Annotated in this window: 21 protein-coding genes and 1 pseudogene; 20 read left to right on the top strand and 2 right to left on the bottom strand. The window is 70.8% G+C overall.

The annotated features are described in order from the left end of the window. Nucleotides 1–20: 20 nt before the first annotated feature. Nucleotides 21–2,474, top strand: coding sequence for a [protein-PII] uridylyltransferase (locus ACF1FZ_RS26515; protein WP_391775904.1), 2,454 nt, complete (start codon nucleotides 21–23; stop codon nucleotides 2,472–2,474). A gap of 121 nt (nucleotides 2,475–2,595) precedes the next feature. Next, on the top strand, nucleotides 2,596–4,143 hold the full coding sequence (gene ffh, locus ACF1FZ_RS26510; RefSeq protein WP_391775903.1) for a signal recognition particle protein: 1,548 nt from the start codon (nucleotides 2,596–2,598) through the stop codon (nucleotides 4,141–4,143). 54 nt (nucleotides 4,144–4,197) lie between these two features. Here the strand turns inward: ffh and ACF1FZ_RS26505 are convergent, their stop codons facing one another. After that, complete coding sequence (locus ACF1FZ_RS26505) at nucleotides 4,198–5,064, bottom strand: SAM-dependent methyltransferase (protein WP_391775902.1); 867 nt, start codon at nucleotides 5,062–5,064, stop codon at nucleotides 4,198–4,200. Nucleotides 5,065–5,584: 520 nt separating this feature from the next. Between ACF1FZ_RS26505 and ACF1FZ_RS26500 the strand changes: the two genes are divergently transcribed. The 17 genes from ACF1FZ_RS26500 to ACF1FZ_RS26420 all read left to right on the top strand — a co-directional run bounded on the left by ACF1FZ_RS26500 (nucleotide 5,585) and on the right by ACF1FZ_RS26420 (nucleotide 18,396). Next, nucleotides 5,585–6,178, top strand: a complete 594-nt coding sequence (locus ACF1FZ_RS26500; protein WP_003965961.1) for a hypothetical protein — start codon at nucleotides 5,585–5,587, stop codon at nucleotides 6,176–6,178. Nucleotides 6,179–6,333: 155 nt separating this feature from the next. Next, a complete protein-coding gene (gene rpsP, locus ACF1FZ_RS26495; RefSeq protein WP_099177594.1) occupies nucleotides 6,334–6,774 on the top strand; it encodes a 30S ribosomal protein S16 in 441 nt (146 codons plus the stop codon). Nucleotides 6,775–6,776: 2 nt separating this feature from the next. Beyond that, nucleotides 6,777–7,016, top strand: coding sequence for an RNA-binding protein (locus ACF1FZ_RS26490; RefSeq protein WP_014048589.1), 240 nt, complete (start codon nucleotides 6,777–6,779; stop codon nucleotides 7,014–7,016). Between the two features lie 120 nt (nucleotides 7,017–7,136). Continuing rightward, on the top strand, nucleotides 7,137–7,727 hold the full coding sequence (gene rimM, locus ACF1FZ_RS26485; RefSeq protein WP_391775901.1) for a ribosome maturation factor RimM: 591 nt from the start codon (nucleotides 7,137–7,139) through the stop codon (nucleotides 7,725–7,727). Beyond that, nucleotides 7,727–8,548 (top strand): tRNA (guanosine(37)-N1)-methyltransferase TrmD, encoded by an 822-nt coding sequence (gene trmD, locus ACF1FZ_RS26480; RefSeq protein ID WP_391775945.1) that lies wholly within the window; start codon nucleotides 7,727–7,729, stop codon nucleotides 8,546–8,548. Before rimM ends, trmD begins: the two co-directional genes overlap by 1 nt. A 124-nt stretch (nucleotides 8,549–8,672) precedes the next feature. Next, a complete protein-coding gene (gene rplS, locus ACF1FZ_RS26475) occupies nucleotides 8,673–9,023 on the top strand; it encodes a 50S ribosomal protein L19 (RefSeq protein ID WP_391775900.1) in 351 nt (116 codons plus the stop codon). Nucleotides 9,024–9,068: 45 nt separating this feature from the next. Further along, a complete protein-coding gene (gene lepB / locus ACF1FZ_RS26470) occupies nucleotides 9,069–9,842 on the top strand; it encodes a signal peptidase I (protein ID WP_391775899.1) in 774 nt (257 codons plus the stop codon). Continuing rightward, nucleotides 9,835–10,890, top strand: a complete 1,056-nt coding sequence (lepB, locus tag ACF1FZ_RS26465; RefSeq protein WP_391775898.1) for a signal peptidase I — start codon at nucleotides 9,835–9,837, stop codon at nucleotides 10,888–10,890. The genes lepB (ACF1FZ_RS26470) and lepB (ACF1FZ_RS26465) overlap by 8 nt, the downstream gene beginning before the upstream one ends. Then, nucleotides 10,808–11,689 carry a signal peptidase I gene (lepB, locus tag ACF1FZ_RS26460; RefSeq protein ID WP_391775944.1) on the top strand — a complete coding sequence of 294 codons (882 nt, stop codon included), beginning with the start codon at nucleotides 10,808–10,810 and terminating at the stop codon, nucleotides 11,687–11,689. Before lepB (ACF1FZ_RS26465) ends, lepB (ACF1FZ_RS26460) begins: the two co-directional genes overlap by 83 nt. A gap of 49 nt (nucleotides 11,690–11,738) precedes the next feature. Beyond that, nucleotides 11,739–12,509 carry a signal peptidase I gene (gene lepB / locus ACF1FZ_RS26455; protein ID WP_391775897.1) on the top strand — a complete coding sequence of 257 codons (771 nt, stop codon included), beginning with the start codon at nucleotides 11,739–11,741 and terminating at the stop codon, nucleotides 12,507–12,509. Next, nucleotides 12,499–12,987: an NUDIX hydrolase gene (locus tag ACF1FZ_RS26450; RefSeq protein ID WP_391775896.1), complete on the top strand. Its 489-nt coding sequence runs from the start codon at nucleotides 12,499–12,501 to the stop codon at nucleotides 12,985–12,987. The genes lepB (ACF1FZ_RS26455) and ACF1FZ_RS26450 overlap by 11 nt, the downstream gene beginning before the upstream one ends. Before the next feature lie 63 nt (nucleotides 12,988–13,050). Next, nucleotides 13,051–13,359: a DUF2469 domain-containing protein gene (locus tag ACF1FZ_RS26445; RefSeq protein WP_003965949.1), complete on the top strand. Its 309-nt coding sequence runs from the start codon at nucleotides 13,051–13,053 to the stop codon at nucleotides 13,357–13,359. 133 nt (nucleotides 13,360–13,492) lie between these two features. After that, a complete protein-coding gene (locus tag ACF1FZ_RS26440) occupies nucleotides 13,493–13,852 on the top strand; it encodes a YraN family protein (RefSeq protein ID WP_391775895.1) in 360 nt (119 codons plus the stop codon). Beyond that, complete coding sequence (locus ACF1FZ_RS26435; protein WP_391775894.1) at nucleotides 13,852–15,474, top strand: YifB family Mg chelatase-like AAA ATPase; 1,623 nt, start codon at nucleotides 13,852–13,854, stop codon at nucleotides 15,472–15,474. The genes ACF1FZ_RS26440 and ACF1FZ_RS26435 overlap by 1 nt, the downstream gene beginning before the upstream one ends. Next, nucleotides 15,471–16,643, top strand: coding sequence for a DNA-processing protein DprA (gene dprA, locus ACF1FZ_RS26430; RefSeq protein ID WP_391775893.1), 1,173 nt, complete (start codon nucleotides 15,471–15,473; stop codon nucleotides 16,641–16,643). The genes ACF1FZ_RS26435 and dprA overlap by 4 nt, the downstream gene beginning before the upstream one ends. Nucleotides 16,644–16,904: 261 nt before the next feature. After that, complete coding sequence (gene whiG / locus ACF1FZ_RS26425; protein ID WP_391775892.1) at nucleotides 16,905–17,741, top strand: RNA polymerase sigma factor WhiG; 837 nt, start codon at nucleotides 16,905–16,907, stop codon at nucleotides 17,739–17,741. Nucleotides 17,742–17,838: 97 nt separating this feature from the next. Then, nucleotides 17,839–18,396, top strand: a complete 558-nt coding sequence (locus ACF1FZ_RS26420) for a TetR/AcrR family transcriptional regulator (RefSeq protein WP_391775943.1) — start codon at nucleotides 17,839–17,841, stop codon at nucleotides 18,394–18,396. 155 nt (nucleotides 18,397–18,551) lie between these two features. Here the strand turns inward: ACF1FZ_RS26420 and ACF1FZ_RS26415 are convergent. Then, a pseudogene (locus tag ACF1FZ_RS26415) lies at nucleotides 18,552–19,055 on the bottom strand (murein hydrolase activator EnvC family protein); the annotation flags it as partial. Nucleotides 19,056–19,334: 279 nt separating this feature from the next. Here ACF1FZ_RS26415 and rpsB point away from each other — a divergent pair. Beyond that, nucleotides 19,335–20,267 (top strand): 30S ribosomal protein S2, encoded by a 933-nt coding sequence (gene rpsB / locus ACF1FZ_RS26410; RefSeq protein ID WP_391775891.1) that lies wholly within the window; start codon nucleotides 19,335–19,337, stop codon nucleotides 20,265–20,267. The last annotated feature ends 82 nt before the right edge of the window (nucleotides 20,268–20,349 follow it).

Here is a 20,349-nt window from a genome sequence, read left to right as displayed (position 1 = left end):
GTGAACGGAAAGGCAACTGGGTGACGAGCACCGAAGTGACCACCGAATCCGAGGACTCGGGACCCAGCGGCTATGCGGCGGCCCGGCTGCGCCTCCTCCAGGAGGAGGCGCATTCCGGGCCGCCGCGCCGTGCCGCGCTGGCCCGGCTCACCGACGGCTGGCTCGACGGGCTGTTCTCCGCGGCCGCGGAGGACGCGGGCGTCCGCGGTGCCGCACTCGTCGCTGTCGGCGGGTACGGCCGCGGCGAGCTCTCCCCGCGCAGCGACCTGGATCTCCTGCTCCTGCACGACGGGACTGCGGACACCGGGGCCGTCGCCACCCTCGCCGACCGGATCTGGTACCCCGTCTGGGACCTCGGCCTCGCCCTCGACCACTCCGTACGCACCCCCGGTGAGGCACGCAGGACCGCGGGGGAGGACCTCAAGGTCCAGCTCGGCCTGCTCGACGCGCGCCCCGTCGCCGGAGACCTCGGCCTCGTCGCCGGGCTGCGGACCGCGATCCTCGCCGACTGGCGCAACCAGGCCCCCACACGCCTCCCCGCCCTCGACGAGCTCTGCCGCGAGCGGGCCGAACGCATGGGCGAGCTCCAGTTCCTCCTGGAACCGGACCTCAAGGAAGCACGCGGAGGCCTCCGCGACGCCACCGCCCTGCGTGCCGTCGCGGCCTCCTGGGTCGCGGACGCCCCCCGCGAAGGGCTCGCACAGGCCCGGCGCACGCTCCTCGACGCACGCGACGCACTGCACCTCACCACCGGCAGGGCCACCGACCGCCTGGCCCTGCAGGAACAGGACCAGGTCGCCGGCGCCCTCGGCCTCCTCGACGCCGACGCCTTGCTGCGCCAGGTCTACGAGGCCGCCCGGACCGTCTCGTACGCCACCGACGTCACCTGGCGCGAGGTCAACCGAGTGCTGCGTTCCCGCTCCGGCAGGCCCCGGCTGCGGACGATCCTCGGCGGCGGGGCCAAGGCCGCACCGGAACGCACTCCGCTCGCCGAAGGCGTCGTCGAGGCCGACGGCGAAGTGGTCCTCGCGCGCACCGCGCGGCCCGAACGCGACCCCGGCCTCGCCCTCCGGGCCGCCGCCGCGGCAGCCGAGGCAGGACTCCCGCTGTCCCGCCACCTCGTACGCCACCTGAGCACTGCGGCCCAGCCGCTGCCCGTACCGTGGCCCGCCCAGGCCCGCGAGGAACTCATCACTCTGCTCGGCGCGGGCGAGGCCACCGTAGGCGTCTGGGAAGCCCTCGAAGCGGAAGGCATCGTCACCCGTCTGCTGCCCGACTGGGAGCGGGTCCACTGCCGCCCGCAGCGCAATCCCGTCCACACCTGGACCGTCGACCGCCATCTCGTCGAGACAGCTGTCCGCGCCTCCCACCTCACCCGCCGGGTCGGCCGCCCCGACCTCCTCCTGATCGCCGCCCTGCTCCACGACATCGGCAAGGGGTGGCCCGGGGACCACTCCGTCGCGGGGGAGGTCATCGCCCGTGACATGGCCGCCCGCATCGGCTTCGACAAGCAGGACGTGGCAGTCGTCGCCACGCTCGTACGCCACCACCTGCTGCTCGTCGAGACCGCCACCCGGCGCGACCTCGACGATCCCGCGACCGTCCGCTCCGTCGCCACGGCCGTGGGCAGCGCCTCCACGCTGGAACTCCTGCACGCGCTCACCGAGGCCGACGCACTGGCCACCGGCCCCGCCGCCTGGAGCTCCTGGCGCGCGTCCCTCGTCACCGACCTCGTGCAGCGCGTCGCCGCGCTGCTGGCAGGCGAGGAACCCCCCGTACCTGAACCGCTCGCGCCCAGCGCCGAGCAGGAACGCCTCGCCGTCGAGGCGCTGCGCACCGGCGAACCCGTCCTGTCCCTCCACACCCGGCCCGAACCGGCCTCCGAGGGCGGAGAGCCCGAACCCGTCGGCGTCGAACTCCTCATCGCGCTGCCCGACCGCCCGGGTGTCCTGCCCGCGGCGGCCGGGGTGCTCGCCCTGCACCGCCTCACCGTGCGCGCCGCCGACCTGCGCGCCGTCGAACTCCCCACCGAGCTGGGCGGACCGGCCGGCCTGCTGGTGCTCAGCTGGCGGGTCGCGGCCGAGTACGGTTCGCTTCCGCAGGCCGCCCGGCTGCGGGCCGATCTCGTACGAGCCCTCGACGGCTCCCTGGACATCCGGGCCAGGCTCGCCGAACGCGAGGCCGCCTATCCACGGCGGCGCGGAGTGAAGGCCCCGCCTCCCAGGGTGACCGTCGCGGCGGCGGGCTCCCGCCTGGCCACGGTGATCGAGGTCCGCGCCCAGGACGCCCCGGGGCTGCTGCACCGGATCGGCCGGGCACTGGAGCAGAGCGCGGTGAGGGTGCGCAGCGCCCATGTCTCCACGCTCGGGGCCAACGCCGTGGACGCCTTCTACGTCACGGACCCTGACGGTGAACCGCTGTCCCCGCAACGGGCCGCGGAGGTGGCCGGGGAGGTCCAGAAGGAGCTGGGCTGACCCCCTGCCCGGACCCCGTTCGTCACGAGAAACGGGCGAGGGCTTCGCGTCCTCCGGGGTCCGGATACCCTGGAGGACGACTGACCTGCCACGCCCCCGACCCTGAGGACCGACGAGCGCCGTGTTCGATACTCTCTCCGACCGCCTTAGCGCGACTTTCAAAAACCTCAGGGGCAAGGGCCGCTTGTCCGAGGCGGACATCGACGCCACGGCTCGCGAGATCCGTATCGCCCTGCTCGAGGCCGATGTCGCCCTTCCCGTCGTCCGCGCGTTCATCGCCAACATCAAGGAGCGGGCGCGCGGCGCCGAGGTCTCCCAGGCGCTGAACCCCGCCCAGCAGGTCGTCAAGATCGTCAACGAGGAGCTCGTCGGCATCCTCGGCGGCGAGACCAGGCGGCTCAGGTTCGCCAAGAACCCGCCCACCGTGATCATGCTCGCGGGTCTGCAGGGTGCCGGTAAGACGACCCTCGCCGGGAAGCTCGGCCTCTGGCTGAAGGCCCAGGGCCACTCCCCGCTGCTCGTCGCCTGCGACCTCCAGCGCCCCAACGCCGTCAACCAGCTGAGTGTCGTCGCCGACCGCGCCGGTGTCGCGGTCTACGCGCCGGAGCCGGGCAACGGTGTGGGCGACCCGGTCAAGGTCGCCGAGGACTCCATCGAGTTCGCCAGGTCCAAGGTTCACGACATCGTCATCGTCGACACCGCCGGCCGTCTCGGCATCGACGAGGAGCTGATGCGGCAGGCCGCGGACATCCGCGACGCCGTGAGCCCCGACGAGATCCTCTTCGTCGTCGACGCGATGATCGGTCAGGACGCGGTCAACACCGCCGAGGCCTTCCGCGACGGCGTCGGATTCGACGGCGTGGTGCTCTCCAAGCTCGACGGTGACGCCCGCGGTGGTGCCGCCCTGTCGATCGCCCACGTCACGGGCAAGCAGATCATGTTCGCGTCGAACGGCGAGAAGCTCGAGGACTTCGACGCCTTCCACCCCGACCGCATGGCGTCACGCATCCTCGACATGGGTGACCTGCTCACCCTGATCGAGCAGGCGGAGAAGACCTTCAGCCAGGAAGAGGCCGCCAAAATGGCCTCCAAGCTGGCGTCGAGCAAGGGCAAGGACTTCACGCTCGACGACTTCCTGGCGCAGATGGAGCAGGTCAGGAAGATGGGCTCCATCTCCAAGCTGCTCGGGATGCTGCCCGGCATGGGGCAGATCAAGGACCAGATCAACAACATCGACGAGCGTGACGTCGACCGTACGGCCGCCATCATCAAGTCGATGACCCCGAAGGAACGCGCCGAGCCGACGATCATCAACGGCTCGCGCCGGGCCCGTATCGCCAAGGGTTCCGGTGTCGAGGTCTCCGCCGTGAAGAACCTCGTGGAGCGGTTCTTCGAGGCCCGCAAGATGATGTCGAAGATGGCCCAGGGCGGCGGTATGCCGGGCATGCCCGGGATGCCCGGCATGGGTGGCGGCGCCGGCCGTCAGAAGAAGCAGGTCAAGCAGGCCAAGGGCAAGCGCAAGAGCGGCAACCCGATGAAGCGCAAGGCCGAGGAACAGGCCGCAGCGGCCCGGCGGGAGCAGGCGGCGCAGGGCGGCGCGTTCAACCTGCCCGCCCAGGAGGACAAGAACTTCGAACTGCCGGACGAGTTCAAGAAGTTCATGGGCTGACGGTCAGGAACACGTGCGAAGGGGCGCCCCGCCCGGCGGGGCGCCCCTTCGCGCTCACGTCACGCACACCAGGTAGCGGAAGACGTTCGGCATCCACACCGTGCCGTCGGGCCGCAGATGCGGATGCAGAGCCTCCGCGACCTCCTTCTCCACCTGGGTGCGGTCCGTCGCCCGGATCGCCGTGTCGAACAGCCCGGTCGACAGCAGGCCGCGTACCGCGCTGTCCACGTCGGCGTAACCGAACGGGCAGGAGACCCGGCCCGAGCCGTCCGGCTTGAGTCCGGCCCGTGCCGCTACCTCCTCCAGGTCGTCGCGCAGCGTCGGCCGCCAGCCGCTGCCGGAGCGCGGAGCGCGCGCCGACTCGGTGAGCCGGGCGGCCACCCGCAGTACGGGAGCCGTGGCGCACCGCTCCGGCGGCCCCCATCCGGTCAGCACCACCGTCGCCCCCCGCACGGCCAGCGGCACGGCGGAGGCCAGCGCGGGCGCGAGCCCCTCGGAGTCTCCGGCCGCGCAGCCGATCGGCTGGAAGGCGGTCAGCAGGTTGTACGGCGCCTCACCGTCCGGAGCGGTTGCCGGGACCCGGTCGGCGAGCCTCGCCCGCGGGCCCGTACGGCCCGGACCCGCATCCTGACCCGGATCGGGGGCGAGCCGCTCGCGGGCCAGGGCGAGCCGTTCGCGGTCGGTGTCGACGCCGGTGACGCGCGCCCCGCGTGAGGCCGCGATCAGCAGCGCGAGCCCGGAACCGCAGCCGAGGGAGAGCATCCGCGTGGCGGTCCCCACTTCGAGGCGCTCGTACACCGCCTCGTAGAGCGGTGCCAGCATGCGCTCCTGGATCTCGGCCCAGTCACGGGCGCGGGTACCGGCGTCCACCGGAGCGGACGAATCCGTGTACCTGTGGTGCCGGACGAGCGTAGGTGTCATGGAATGCGCCCCAATCCGCCGTGAGGTCGGTCGTGCCCGAGTGAGGTCCCCCATGTCCATGTGCTGGGTGTGCGCCCACAGCCCCCGTGTGTCAGAGAACTCCGCATCGGCGGTCCCGTCCAGGGGTCGGACGGGGTGGGACGGCAATGCTTGCGTGCCCCGGTCGTGCGCCCCCGGACGCCGTGTGGCAGGTGCGGCCGCCGGGAACAGCACGCCTGCTGCTCGCTACCTCACAGTGTTACCCGACACGCGGGGGCGCAGCACGTCGAGCGCCCCCGCGCCGGGCCTCGACCGGTGCGGGGCCGCCTCTCCGTGGCGGGTAATGTCGCCCGCGCGGCGTCCGTCCACGTCAGGGCGTACGCATGACTACGTACCACCTTGGTGTGAGCTGTGAGGCTTCTCCGCTGATCTGCGTACCCGCCCTCGTCCGGACGCATCAAGGGCAACTGACTGGTACGTGCAAATTATTTGGGATGCCCCGGAATAGGAACACCGGAGCGCCCAGGCTCGTTGTCACGACGTGAGCACGACACCACCTGTACTTGCCGCAGAGCTGGCACAGGCGTGGGCCGACATTCAGCGGTACCACCCCGAGCTGCCTGATCTTGCCGCGCCAGAGTCCCTGATCGGAGAGTCCTCGTCCGCCTGTGGCGCCGAACTCTCCTTCGAACGGCTGCTCCATGAGGCAGTCCACGGCATCGCCGCCGCGAGAGGTGTCCGGGACACCTCCCGCGCCGGCCGTTACCACAACCGGCGCTTCCTCGCGATCGCCGAGGAGCTGGGCCTCGATCATGCCGAGGAACCCCATCCCAGCAGCGGATTCTCGCTGGTGACACTGAATCCCGAGGCCAAACGCAGATACCGCCCGACCACGGAACGGCTGCAGCGCGCGCTCAAGGCGCACACCGTCGCCACCGCGGCGGACACCAAGCGCTCGTTCCGTGGTCCCGCCGCGCGGCACGGCTCGTCCGGGGGAGGAGTGCGGGTCAAGGCCGTCTGCGACTGCGGACGCAACGTCCGCGTCGTTCCCTCGGTCCTCGCCCAGGCTCCGATCGTCTGCGGCGGCTGCGGCAAGCCCTTCCGCATCCCGGAAGCGGCGGTCGCGGTGGGGTGACCCCATGCGGTGTGGCACAATGGCTAGCTGTACTCGACAGTCGCACAGGACCCCTCTCTCCTCCGGCTGACGCGTCCATCGGGCACCCGAGTACCGCAACCCCACGTGGCATCTTTTGTGCCCAACCACGTCAGAGACCAGGAGACACCACTTCCGTGGCAGTCAAGATCAAGCTGAAGCGTCTGGGCAAGATCCGTTCGCCTCACTACCGCATCGTCGTCGCCGACTCCCGTACCCGCCGTGACGGCCGGGCCATCGAGGAGATCGGCCTGTACCACCCGGTGCAGAACCCCTCCCGCATCGAGGTCAACTCGGAGCGCGCGCAGTACTGGCTGTCCGTCGGCGCCCAGCCGACCGAGCCGGTCCTCGCGATCCTGAAGCTCACCGGTGACTGGCAGGCCCACAAGGGTCTCCCGGCCCCCGCGCCGCTGCTGCAGCCGGAGCCCAAGGCTGACAAGCGCGCCCTGTTCGAGGCTCTGGCCACGGACGGCGACGAGGCCAAGGGTGAGGCCATCACCCAGAAGGCCAAGAAGTCGGACAAGAAGGCGGACGAGGCTGCTGACGCTGCTGCGTCCACCGAGTCGACCGAGGCCTGAGCATGCTCGAGGAGGCTCTTGAGCACCTCGTGAAGGGCATCGTCGACAACCCCGACGATGTGCAGGTCGCCTCGCGTGACCTGCGCCGTGGACGCGTGCTCGAGGTCCGGGTCCACCCGGAAGACCTCGGTAAGGTGATCGGCCGTAACGGTCGCACCGCGCGCGCCCTGCGTACCGTCGTGGGTGCCATCGGCGGGCGTGGAATCCGTGTCGACCTCGTCGATGTGGACCAGGTTCGCTGAAAGAGTTGAACACCGGCCGGGGCCGGGGAGGGCTTTCGAGCCGTCCCCGGCCTTTGTCGTCCGTACATGACCGCCGCCCCCATGTGCCGGACGGTCCGATAGACCAGCGGGAGAAGTAGCGTGCAGTTGGTAGTTGCGCGGATCGGTCGCGCCCACGGCATCAAGGGCGAGGTCACCGTCGAGGTGCGCACCGATGAGCCCGAGCTCCGGCTCGGGCCCGGGGCCGTGCTCGCCACGGAGCCCGCCCACACCGGGCCGCTGACGATCGAGGCCGGCCGGGTGCACAGCGGCAGGCTCCTGCTGCGGTTCGAGGGCGTGGGTGACCGTACGGCCGCGGAAGCACTGCGCAACACGCTGCTGATCGCCGAGGTGGACCCGGCCGAACTGCCCGAGGACCCCGAGGAGTTCTACGACCACCAGCTGATGGACCTCGATGTCGTCCTCGCCGACGGCACGGAGATCGGCCGGATCACCGAGATCACCCATCTGCCGTCCCAGGACCTGTTCATCGTGGAACGGCCGGACGGCAGCGAAGTGATGATCCCGTTCGTCGAGGAGATCGTCACCGAGATCGACCTGGAGGAGCAGCGGGCCGTCATCGTCCCGCCGCCGGGTCTGATCGACGAGAGCGAGGCCGTGATCGCCTCCACACGTGACGCGGAGGCGGACGCCGCCGGGGGCGACGGGCGTGAAGGGAAGAGTGACGCGTGATGCGGCTCGATGTCGTCACGATCTTCCCCGAATACCTGGAACCCCTGAACGTCTCGCTCGTCGGCAAGGCGCGCGCCCGGGGGCGCCTCGACGTACACGTCCACGACCTGCGGGACTGGACCTACGACCGGCACAACACGGTGGACGACACGCCCTACGGCGGTGGTCCCGGCATGGTCATGAAGACCGAACCCTGGGGCGAGGCGCTGGACGACGCGCTGGCCGGCGGTTACGAGGCCGGGGCGCACTCCCCGGTGCTCGTGGTGCCCACGCCCAGCGGCAGGCCCTTCACCCAGGAGCTGGCCGTCGAGCTCTCGGAACGGCCGTGGCTGGTCTTCACCCCTGCCCGCTACGAGGGCATCGACCGGCGGGTGACGGAGGAGTACGCGACCCGGATGCCGGTCATCGAGGTGTCCATCGGGGACTACGTCCTGGCGGGCGGGGAAGCCGCCGTCCTGGTGATCACCGAGGCCGTGGCCCGGCTGCTGCCCGGAGTGCTCGGCAACGCCGAGTCGCACCGTGACGACTCCTTCGCGCCCGGCGCCATGGCCCACCTGCTCGAGGGTCCGGTCTACACGAAGCCCCCCGAGTGGCGTGGGCGTGGCATCCCCGAGGTGCTGCTCAGCGGTCACCACGGCCGGATCGCACGCTGGCGACGGGACGAGGCCTTCCGCCGTACCGCTCTCAACAGACCTGACCTCATCGAGCGTTGCGAGGCGTCCGGCTTCGACAAGAAGGACCGCGAGATGCTCTCCATCCTCGGCTGGTCCCCGGGGCCCGACGGGCGATTTTGGCGCAGGCCCGAGGCCGTGGAAGAATAGGCCCGCTGTACGTCCGGCGTGCGCCCCTGCCACAGGGGGACAGACGCCCGTCCGATGTGAACAGCATCCGGACTTCACTCTCTCCCGTCGATGACCTGTGGCATCGGCGAAGAAAGCAGACAACATGACTTCCCTGCTCGATGGCGTCAACGCCGCCTCGCTCCGTACCGACCTCCCGGCGTTCCGCCCCGGCGACACCGTCAACGTCCACGTGCGCGTGATCGAGGGCAACCGCTCCCGTATCCAGCAGTTCAAGGGCGTTGTCATCCGCCGCCAGGGCGCGGGCATCAGCGAGACCTTCACGGTCCGCAAGGTCTCCTTCAGCGTCGGCGTCGAGCGCACCTTCCCGGTGCACAGCCCGATCTTCGAGAAGATCGAGCTCGTCACCCGCGGTGACGTCCGTCGCGCCAAGCTGTACTTCCTCCGTGAGCTCCGCGGCAAGGCCGCGAAGATCAAGGAGAAGCGCGACCGCTGATTCACCTCCGGCGTCCACAGGACGGCCCGATAGGATTCGGCCCCGATGGACACGGAAGCACAGCACATGGAGCGCGATCTTTCCTCCGGCCCCGCAGACGGGGAGGGGGAGGGGTCGCGCTCCACGCATGTCCCGGACCGGTCGGCAGCCTCTGTCTCCTGGAGGCGGACCGTCTTCCTCGGCATGCTGTGCACGGTCGCTCTGCTGCTCCTCAGCGCTTTCGTGGTGCAGCCCTTCCTCATCCCCAGTGGCTCGATGCAACCCACATTGCGGGTCGGGGACCGGGTCCTCGTCAACAAACTGGCGTACCGTTTCGGCTCGGAGCCGAGACGCGGCGACGTGGTGGTCTTCGACGGCACCGGATCCTTCGTACCGGAGACGGCGTCCGGGGAGAACGCCGTCGGCGCGCTGCTGCGCGGGGCGGCCGCGTCGCTCGGTCTGGCCGAACCCGCCGGGTCCGACTTCGTGAAGCGGGTGGTGGGCGTGGGTGGCGACCGTGTGGTCTGTTGCGACAAGCGGGGGAGGGTCGAGGTGAACGGTGCTCCTCTGGACGAGGAGTATCTGCACCCGGGCGACCGTCCGTCCGACGCCGCTTTCGACATCGTGGTGCCCGACGGCAGGCTGTGGGTGATGGGCGATCACCGCAGCAGGTCGCGGGACTCCCGGGACCACCTGGGGGCGCCCGGGGGCGGAATGGTGCCCGTCGAGCGGGTGATCGGGCGGGTCGACTGGCTCGGCTGGCCGCTCGGCAGGCTCGGCTCCCTAAAGGGCACCGACGCCTTCGCCGGCATACGGCCGGCGGACGGGGCCCATGGGTAACCGGGGGCGCAGGAGGGAAGCACCGGACACGGGCCCGCCGCCCACCGGCTCGAGGCCGGCCACGGGCCGCTCACTGCCCACACGGGCGGAGCGCCGCAGACTCGCCCGTAAGGTGAAGCGCCGCAGGCGCCGGTCCGCGCTCAAGGAGATACCGCTTCTCGTCCTCGTCGCGCTGTTGATCGCCCTGGTGCTCAAGACCTTCCTCGTCCAGGCCTTCGTGATCCCCTCCGGGTCGATGGAGCAGACCATCCGCATCGGTGACCGGGTGCTGGTGGACAAGCTGACCCCCTGGTTCGGTTCCGAACCGCAGCGTGGCGACGTCGTCGTCTTCAAGGACCCGGGCGGCTGGCTGCAGCAGGAGAACACCACCACCGAGGATCCGCCTGCCGGCGTGAAACAGGTGAAGGAGCTGCTGACCTTCATCGGGCTGCTGCCCTCCGAGGACGAGCAGGACCTGATCAAGCGCGTGGTGGCCGTCGGGGGTGACACCGTGAAGTGCTGCGGTACCGACGGCAGGATCACGGTCAACGGTGTGGCGCTCGACGAGCCGTATCTGAATCCCGGAGATGTGCCCTCCACCCTCGAATTCGAGGTACGGGTCCCCCGGGACCGCATCTTCGTGCTGGGTGATCACCGGTCGAATTCCGCGGACTCGCGGTTCCACCTCGACAAACCGGGCAAGGGCACGGTGTCGGAGGACGAGGTCGTGGGGCGGGCCGTGGTGATCGCCTGGCCGCTCGGGCACTGGCGCAGGCTGGAGGAGCCCGGAACGTACGCCTCCGTCCCCGGCGGGAGCGCCGGAACGACGGCCGGGGCGGCCCCGTCGAATAGTGTGTCCTCCCAGGATCACAACGGAATGATCCTGCTCCCGACCCCTGCGGAACTCCCGCTCGTTATGGGAGTGGTGGGCCTGCGCCGAATCGGGCGCGGGCGGTGGCACGGAGTGAGGAGTGGATGTGGGGGATTTGGCGGTCGGCGCACGATCCGGACACGACGAACCCGAGGACCGGCCTTCGAACAGCGGGGTCCCGGTGGAGGCGGGGAGTGACGGCGACTCCCCGGACGGTGGCAGTACGGCGGTGAAGAAGCCCCGTTCGTTCTGGAAGGAGCTGCCGCTCCTCATCGGCATCGCACTCGTTCTCGCGCTGCTGATCAAGACATTCCTGGTGCAGGCGTTCTCGATTCCCTCGGACTCCATGCAGAACACCTTGCAGCGGGGCGACCGGGTGCTGGTCGACAAGCTGACGCCGTGGTTCGGTTCGGAGCCGGAACGCGGGGAGGTCGTGGTCTTCCACGACCCGGGCGGCTGGCTGGAGGACACCGCGGCGCCCGAGCCCAACGCGGTGCAGAAGTTCCTGAGCTTCATCGGGCTGATGCCGTCGGCCGAGGAGAAGGACCTGATCAAGAGGGTCATCGCAGTCGGCGGCGACACGGTCGAGTGCAAGAAGAACGGGCCGGTGACGGTCAACGGCAAGGCACTGGACGACAAGTCGTTCATCTTCGCGGGCAACAGTGCCTGTGACGACGAGCCCTTCGGGCCGATCCATGTGCCCGAGGGCCGGATCTGGGTCATGGGTGATCACCGGCAGAATTCGCTGGACTCCCGTTATCACCAGGAGCTGCCCGGTCAGGGCACGGTGTCCACGGACGAGGTGGTCGGGCGGGCCGTCGTCGTGGCCTGGCCGGTCAACCGCTGGGCGACCCTCCCGGTGCCGAGCACCTTCGACCAGCCCGGGCTGAACGCGGCTGCCGCTGCGGCGGTTCCCGGAGTGCTGGGTGCAGCAGGCGCGCTGCCCCTCGTGTTCTGGCGACGCCGCAGGCTGACCCGCGGGCGTACCGCCGGGTAGGGTGCCGACTCGGATCAGCGATTGTCGATCTCCGATGGGGAGCGCTGGGATGAGTGGATCAGGACGTCATGACGGCCACGGCCGGCTCGGCAACGTGTTGTCGAACCTGGCCGTGGCCGTCGGCTGTGTGCTCTTCCTCGGCGGATTCGCCTGGGGAGCGGTGGTCTACAAGCCGTACACCGTGCCGACCGACTCGATGTCACCGACGGTGAACGCCGGCGACCGGGTGCTCGCGGAGCGGGTGGACGGCGGCGATGTGCGGCGTGGAGACGTCGTCGTCTTCACGGACTCGGCCTGGGGAGCCGTCCCCATGGTGAAGCGTGTCGTCGGGGTGGGGGGCGACAAGGTCGCGTGCTGCGACAAGGGCGGCCGGCTCACCGTCAACGGCGAGGCCGTCGAGGAACCGTATCTGCGGGACAGGGGCGCCTCGTCGCCCGCGTCGGCTGCCGGGACTCCGGCCTCACCCCGGAACTTCACGGCCGAGGTGCCCGAGGGCCAGCTCTTCCTCCTCGGGGACGAGCGGAACACCTCGCTGGACTCCCGTGTGCACCTGGAGGATCCGGGACAGGGCTCAGTGCAGCGCGGTGCCGTCCAGGCGCGGGTGGACGCCGTGGTATGGCCCATGAACGGCATGATCGGCCGTCCCGAGGCCTTTGCCGCCCTGCCCGGTGGTGTGTCGTCCGACGGGCCGCTGCGGCTGCAGGCCGGCGCCCTCGTGGCGGGTGCCGTGCTCATCCTGGGCGGAGCCGCCTACGGTCCGCTCGCGACCCGCTCCGCCCGGAGGACCAAGGGGCCGAAGGCGTCCGCCGATGCGTACTGAGGCGCGCAAGGTCGCTCGTGTGGTGCTCCTGGACCCGGACGACCGGATTCTGCTGCTGCACGGTTTCGAGCCCGAGGACCCGGCCGAGAGCTGGTGGTTCACCCCGGGCGGCGGCCTGGAGGGCGAGGAGACCCGGGAGGAGGCCGCCCTGCGGGAGCTCGCCGAGGAGACCGGCATCACGGATGTCTCCCTCGGGCCGCTGCTGTGGACGAGGACCTGCTCCTTCCCGTTCGACGGCCGGCGCTGGGACCAGGACGAGTGGTACTTCCTGGCCCGTACGTCGCAGACCGCGACCGACCGGAAGGGGCTCACCGAGCTGGAGCTGCGCAGCGTCGCCGGTCTGAGGTGGTGGACTTCCGCCGAACTTCTCGCCACGCGTGAGACGGTGTACCCGACCAGGCTCGCAGGGCTGCTGCGCACGCTGCTCGACGAGGGTCCCCCGAGTGTTCCGCTGGTTCTCGCCCCCGAAATCGTCTAATCGGCCAGGGGTGTGCGGGGCTGACGCACAATAGGGGGACGCACGGCTGAAGGGGAACATGCCATGAGTGCCGAGGACCTCGAGAAGTACGAGACCGAGATGGAGCTGAAGCTCTACCGGGAGTACCGCGATGTCGTCGGTCTGTTCAAATATGTGATCGAGACCGAGCGGCGCTTCTACCTCACCAACGATTACGAGATGCAGGTGCACTCGGTCCAGGGTGAGGTCTTTTTCGAGGTATCCATGGCGGATGCATGGGTCTGGGACATGTACAGGCCCGCCCGGTTCGTCAAGCAGGTTCGGGTGTTGACCTTCAAGGACGTGAACATCGAGGAGCTCAACAAGAGCGATCTCGAACTCCCGGGCGGCTGATCCCGGGCGTGCCGCCGGCGCCGCCCGGTTCACTCGTCCGGGTGGCCGGGATATCCACAACGGCCGAGTTGTCCACCAAGATCCAACAGGTCGGGCGGGGGGCGTCACAGTCGGGGCCGGAGGTGGTGCCGACATGAACGCACGGGGGGCACTCGGGCGGTACGGCGAGGATCTGGCGGCACGGCTGCTGGCGGACGCCGGTATGACCGTGCTGGACCGCAACTGGCGGTGTCGCGCAGGTGAGATCGACATCGTCGCCCGGGACGGCGACGCGGTGGTCGTCTGCGAGGTGAAGTCCCGCAGAGCGAGCTGTTTCGAACACCCGATGGAGGCCGTCACACCGGCCAAGGCCGACCGGCTGCGCAGGCTCGCCGAGATCTGGCTCGACCGGCACGGCGGGCCACCGCCGGGCGGGGTCCGGATCGATCTGATCGGCGTGATCCTGCCCCGGCGCGGCGCCCCGGTGGCCGAGCATGTCCGGGGTGTGGCCTGATGGGGTTCGCGCGGGCGTGTTCGGTGGCTCTGGTCGGTGTCGAGGGTGTGGTGGTGGAGGTCCAGGCCGATCTGGAGCCAGGTGTGGCGGCCTTCACGCTGGTCGGCCTGCCGGACAAGAGCCTGGTGGAGAGCCGGGACCGGGTCAGGGCCGCGGTCGTCAACTCGGGGGCCGAGTGGCCACAGAAGAAACTCACGGTGGGCCTGTCCCCCGCCTCCGTACCCAAGGGCGGCTCGGGTTTCGATCTCGCTGTCGCGTGTGCGGTGCTCGGCGCGGCCGAGCGGATCGACCCTGCCGCCATCGCCGATGTGGTGATGATCGGGGAGCTCGGACTCGACGGCAGGGTGCGCCCGGTGCGCGGGGTGCTGCCCGCGGTGCTCGCGGCGGCGGAGGCGGGTTACCGGCATGTCGTCGTCCCGGAGCAGACGGCTGGGGAGGCCGCCCTCGTGCCGGGCGTCTCGGTCCTCGGTGTACGGAGCCTGCGCCAGCTGATCGCCGTCCTCGGCGACGAGCCCGTGCCCGAGGAGCCGGCCGCCGACCGGGGCCGTCCCGACACGATGCTCGCGGGACTGATGGTGCCCGGAGCCGGCCTCGGCGCGGGGCTGGCTCCGCTGTCGGCCGACGGCACGGCGCACCGGCCAGATCTGGCCGATGTCGCGGGCCAGGACCGTGCACGCAAGGCGCTGGAGGTGGCCGCGGCAGGGGGGCACCATCTGCTGCTCTCCGGTCCGCCCGGGGCGGGGAAGACCATGCTGGCCGAGCGGCTCACGGCGATCCTGCCGCCGTTGTCCCGGCGGGAATCCCTCGAGGTGACGGCGGTGCACTCGGTCGCCGGCATCCTCCCGCCGGGCGAACCTCTGATCAGCAGGGCGCCGTACTGCGCTCCGCACCACTCGGCGACGATGCAGTCACTCGTGGGTGGGGGAAACGGTCTGCCGAGGCCGGGAGCGGTGTCCCTGGCGCACCGGGGCGTCCTCTTCCTCGACGAGGCCCCCGAATTCTCGGGGCGGGCCCTCGACGCACTGCGCCAGCCCCTGGAGTCCGGGCACGTGGTGGTCGCCCGCGCGGCCGGGGTGGTCCGGTTGCCCGCCCGCTTCCTGATGATCCTGGCCGCGAATCCCTGCCCGTGCGGGAGGCACACCCTGGCCGGTGCGGGGTGCGAATGCCCGCCGTCCGCCGTGCGCCGCTATCAGGCGCGGCTGTCGGGCCCACTGCTGGACCGGGTGGACCTACGCGTCGAGGTCGAGCCGGTCGGGCGGGCGGACCTGATGGGGAGCGGTGGCCGCGGGGAGTCCTCGGCCGAGGTGGCCATCCGCGTACGGGAGGCCAGGGAGCGCGCGGCGGCGCGGCTCGTGGGCACCCCATGGACCACCAACAGCGAAGTGCCCGGGCACGAGCTGCGGACCAGGCTGGTCACGGCGCCCGGCGCCCTGATGGCGGCCGAGCGCGACATGGAGCGGGGCATCCTCACCGCCCGCGGCCTCGACCGGGTCCTGCGTGTGGCATGGACCGTGGCGGACCTGAGGGCCGCCGACCGCCCTGACGCCTCGGACATCGCGGTGGCCCTGGAGCTGCGGACGGGCATCCCGCGGGGGGTCCCGGTACAGGCGGGTGCCCTGTGAACGCGCCACCGGACCACAGCGGGCAGGAGCGGTTGGCGCGTGCCGCCCTGACCCGCGTGTTCGAACCGGGGGACGAGCGCGGAGGCCGCTGGATCCGCGAGATCGGGCCGGTGGAGCTGATGCGGCGTCTCGGCGGCACGGACGGGTCGGCGCAGACACTCAAGGGGATGACGGCCGCCCGGCTCGCCGGTTACCGGCTACGGGTCTCGAGCGCCGATCCCGGGAGGGACCTGGCGGACGTGGCCGGTATCGGCGGGCGGTTCGTCTGCCCGGGCGACCGGGAGTGGCCGAGCCAGCTCGACGATCTGGGTGACGCGCGGCCCATCGGGCTCTGGGTGCGCGGCCGGCCCGATCTGCGTCTGTGGGCGCTGCGCTCCGTCGCCCTGGTCGGCGCCCGGGCCTGTACGCCCTACGGGGCGCACATGGCGACGACGCTCGCCGCGGGGCTGGCCGAGCGGGGCTGGGTCGTGGTCTCCGGTGCGGCGTTCGGGGTGGACGGCGCCGCCCATCGCGGGGCACTGGCCGCAGGCGGGGCGACCATGGCGGTCCTGGCCTGCGGGGTGGACGTGGCATATCCCCGAGGACACTCCGAGCTGATCGGCCGCATCGTGGAACAGGGCATGGTCATGGGTGAGCTGCCGCCCTCGGACCATCCGACGCGCAGCAGATTCATCCTGCGGAACAGGGTGATCGCGGCACTCACGAGAGGCACCGTGGTGGTGGAGGCCGAGTACCGCAGCGGCTCACTTGTCACCGCGAGGAACGCACAGCGGCTGGGCCGCTTCACGATGGGAGTGCCGGGCCCCGCCACCAGCGGTCTCTCAGCCGGGGTCCACGAACTCCTCCGCGGTGAGGGCGTCCTGGTCACCGATGCCGCCGAGATCTCCGAGCTGGTGGGGGAGATCGGCGAACTCGCTCCGGTCAGGAGCGGCCCGGTCCTGCCCAGGGACAGCCTCGACGCCGCCTCCGCACGGGTGCTGGACGCGCTGCCCCGGAAGGGCAGCATGGACGGGCGTGACGTGGCCCGGAGCGCCGGGGCGTCAACGGACGAAGCGCTCGGGCGGTTGTACGAACTGCACTCACTGGGGTTCGTCGAACGGGAGGGCGGCGGATGGAGGTTGACGCAGGGACGGACACGAGAAGGGGACGCGCGGCGAGGCGGTACTTGACCCGGAGCATTCGGGTGAAAAGGTGATGCCGATGGCCTCGGCAGTACCAGGTCGGGCCTCCGGGAACGGTGCGAGCGGTGACGGTCCATGCCGTCGGGCCCTGTCGGGCGGCGGGGAAAAGACGGAGATCCGGAACGCCATCGCACAGCGCGGTTCCCTCGCCCTTCGCTCACCGCGACACCTCGGTCACGCTACGCTCACAAGGAATCCGCCCCGCAGACACGTCCCAGCACTTCACAGCAGAACGGCTCAAGGCACCACATGCCCCAGCACACCTCCGGGTCTGACCGCGCGGCAGTACCACCGGCTGCGCGTGGCACTGTGCGCCCTCCCGCCCCCTCCTCGCTCGACGAGTTGTGGCGTTCGTACAAGACCACGGGCGACGAGAGGCTGCGGGAGCAGCTGATCCTGCACTACTCACCGCTGGTGAAGTACGTCGCCGGCCGGGTCAGTGTGGGGCTGCCGTCCAATGTGGAGCAGGCGGACTTCGTCTCGTCCGGCGTCTTCGGGCTGATCGACGCCATCGAGAAGTTCGACATCGAGCGGGCCATCAAGTTCGAGACGTACGCGATCACCAGGATCCGCGGGGCGATGATCGACGAGCTCCGGGCGCTGGACTGGATTCCCCGCTCCGTGCGGCAGAAGGCGCGCAAGGTCGAGCGCGCCTACGCCACGCTGGAGGCGCGGTTGCGGCGTACGCCGTCGGAGTCCGAGGTCGCCGCGGAGATGGGTATCGCCCTGGAGGAACTGCACGCCGTTTTCAGCCAGTTGTCGCTCGCCAACGTGGTGGCGCTGGAGGAGTTGCTGCACGTGGGCGGCGAAGGCGGCGACCGGCTGAGCCTGATGGACACGCTGGAGGACACCGCGGCCGACAATCCGGTCGAGGTCGCCGAGGACCGCGAGCTCAGACGGCTGCTCGCCCGCGCCATCAACACACTCCCCGAGCGGGAGAAGACCGTCGTCACGCTCTACTACTACGAAGGTCTCACCCTCGCCGAGATCGGAAACGTCCTCGGTGTCACCGAGAGCAGGGTCAGCCAGATCCACACCAAATCGGTGCTGCAGCTCCGGGCGAAACTGGCCGACGCGGGACGCTGAGCCGAGGCGGCTCCGGCCGGCCGGACGCGGGCGTACACCCCCCTTCGAACAGATGCCGCCGTAGAGTGGGGAGGTGCCCAGGATTCGAGCGGCCTCCGTGGCCGAGCACCGGACCATGCAGCGCGGCGCCCTCCTGGACGCCGCGCGCTCCCTGCTGTCCGAGGGTGGTACGGAGGCGCTGACCTTCCCCGCTCTCGCCGAGCGCACCGGCCTCGCCAGGTCCTCCGTCTACGAGTACTTCCGCTCCCGCGCGGCCGTCGTCGAGGAGCTCTGCGCCGTCGACTTCCCGGTCTGGGCCGCCGAGGTCGAGAACGCGATGGAACGGGCCGGGACACCCGAGGAGAAGATCGAAGCCTATGTCCGCCGGCAGCTGGACCTGGTCGGTGACCGGCGGCATCGCGCGGTCGTGGCGATCTCCGCGAGTGAGCTCGACGCGGGCGCCCGGGAGAAGATCCGCGCCGCGCACGGCGGCCTGATCGCCATGATCGTCGAGGCACTCGCCGACCTGGGCCACACCGAGCCGAGGCTCGCCGCCATGCTGTTGCAGGGTTCCGTGGACGCCGCGGTGCGCAGGATCGAGCTGGGCGCGGCGGAGGAGCCGGACACCGTGGCGGACACGGCCGTGGCCATGGTTCTGCGCGGAGTGCGAGGCTGAGCAGGCCTCCGGTCCGCCCCGGGGAGCGGCACACCGAACACCGGCAGCAGCCGGGAAGGACCCCGTCGGAGCAGTGACGGAGGGAGCAGCGACAGCGGGTCCAGATAGACGTCTCCGCGCCGCAGGCCCCAGTGGAGACAGCCGGACGCGCAGTGGGACGTCTCCGGCCCGACGGTCCCCACCACCTGCCCCGCCACCACCTCGTCGCCCTCGGTGACCTGGGCCCGCACCGGCTCGTACGTGAAGCGGAGCGGCGGCTCCCCGCTCCCGGCCACGTCCACGGAGACCACTCCGCGCCCCGCCACCGGACCCGCGAAGGCGACCCGGCCCGAGGCGGCCGCCCGCACCGGGGTGCCCGGCGGAGCGGCGAGGTCCGCTCCGCGATGGCCCGGCCCGTAAGGGCCGGCGGGCGGCTCCCAGCCCCGTACGACCAGGGGCCGGCCCGCGAGCGGCCAGGCGCGGTCACCGCCGGGCGGCGCGCCCGCCGCGGCCCTGGCGGTGAACGGTCCCAGCAGGACCACGAGCAGTGCGGCCAGCGTCGTGGCCGGCAGCGCGAGGAGGAGGGCTGCCGCCGGCGTGGCCGGAGGGGCAGGCGGTGTGCCTCGCACCGACGGGGCGGCACGGGGCGGGCCGACGGTTCTTCCAGGTGAGCGGAACATGACGGCAACGATCTCCCGGGGGCGGCGTCCCGCGGGGATCATGGCCCGGATCTGTGGACGGCCGAGCGGTTGTGGACATCGCCGTCACCCGGCACCCGGCGGGTCCCGTACACTTCTTCTGGCGATCCGGGTCACCGGGTCGACTTCGCACGCCCCGCCACCTCCCTCTCTGCGGACGGTGGCCGCGCTCCTCGGTCCCTTGTGGCACGGCGCGTCGGGGCGTCAGGCGCGACAGCAATCCTGCGGTCGCGACAACCGAGTACCTCAAGGAGTACGGCCATGGCCGTCGTCACGATGCGGGAGCTGCTGGAGAGCGGCGTCCACTTCGGTCACCAGACCCGTCGCTGGAACCCGAAGATGAAGCGCTTCATCTTCACCGAGCGCAACGGCATCTACATCATCGACCTGCTCCAGTCGCTGTCGTACATCGACCGCGCCTACGAGTTCGTCAAGGAGACCGTCGCCCACGGCGGCTCCATCATGTTCGTGGGTACGAAGAAGCAGGCCCAGGAGGCCATCGCCGAGCAGGCGACGCGCGTCGGCATGCCGTACGTCAACCAGCGTTGGCTCGGTGGCATGCTCACCAACTTCTCCACCGTCTACAAGCGCCTTCAGCGTCTGAAGGAGCTCGAGCTCATCGACTTCGAGGACGTGGCCGCCTCCGGCCTCACCAAGAAGGAGCTCCTGGTCCTCTCCCGCGAGAAGGCCAAGCTGGAGAAGACCCTCGGTGGTATCCGCGAGATGCAGAAGGTGCCCAGCGCCGTCTGGATCGTCGACACCAAGAAGGAGCACATCGCCGTCGGTGAGGCGCGCAAGCTCCACATCCCGGTCGTCGCGATCCTCGACACCAACTGCGACCCCGACGAGGTCGACTACAAGATTCCGGGCAACGACGACGCGATCCGCTCCGTCACCCTGCTCACCCGCGTGATCGCCGACGCCGTCGCCGAGGGCCTCATCGCCCGCTCCGGTGCCGCGACCGGTGACTCGAAGCCGGGCGAGAAGGCCGCCGGCGAACCCCTCGCCGAGTGGGAGCGCGACCTGCTCACGGGCGAGAAGAAGGACGACGCAGAGGCCCAGTCCTCCGCCGAGACCGAGAAGGCCGCCGACGCCGAGCCGGCCGCCGCCGCCGACGAGCAGGCTGCCGAGCAGGCCGAGGCCCCCGCCGAGGCGCCCGCCGCCGAGGCTCCGGCCACGGACGAGCAGGCCTGACACCCGTCAGTCACGGCTGAATGACGGCGGGGGCCGGTGCATCGCACCGCCCCCGCCGTTGACCCGTAGATCTTTCAGACTT

The sequence above is a fragment of the Streptomyces sp. NPDC014623 genome, assembly GCF_043088245.1.
Lineage (GTDB): Bacteria > Actinomycetota > Actinomycetes > Streptomycetales > Streptomycetaceae > Streptomyces.
The sequence above is the reverse complement of the archived record's forward strand: the minus strand, read 5'-3'. Positions and strand labels throughout refer to the sequence as shown.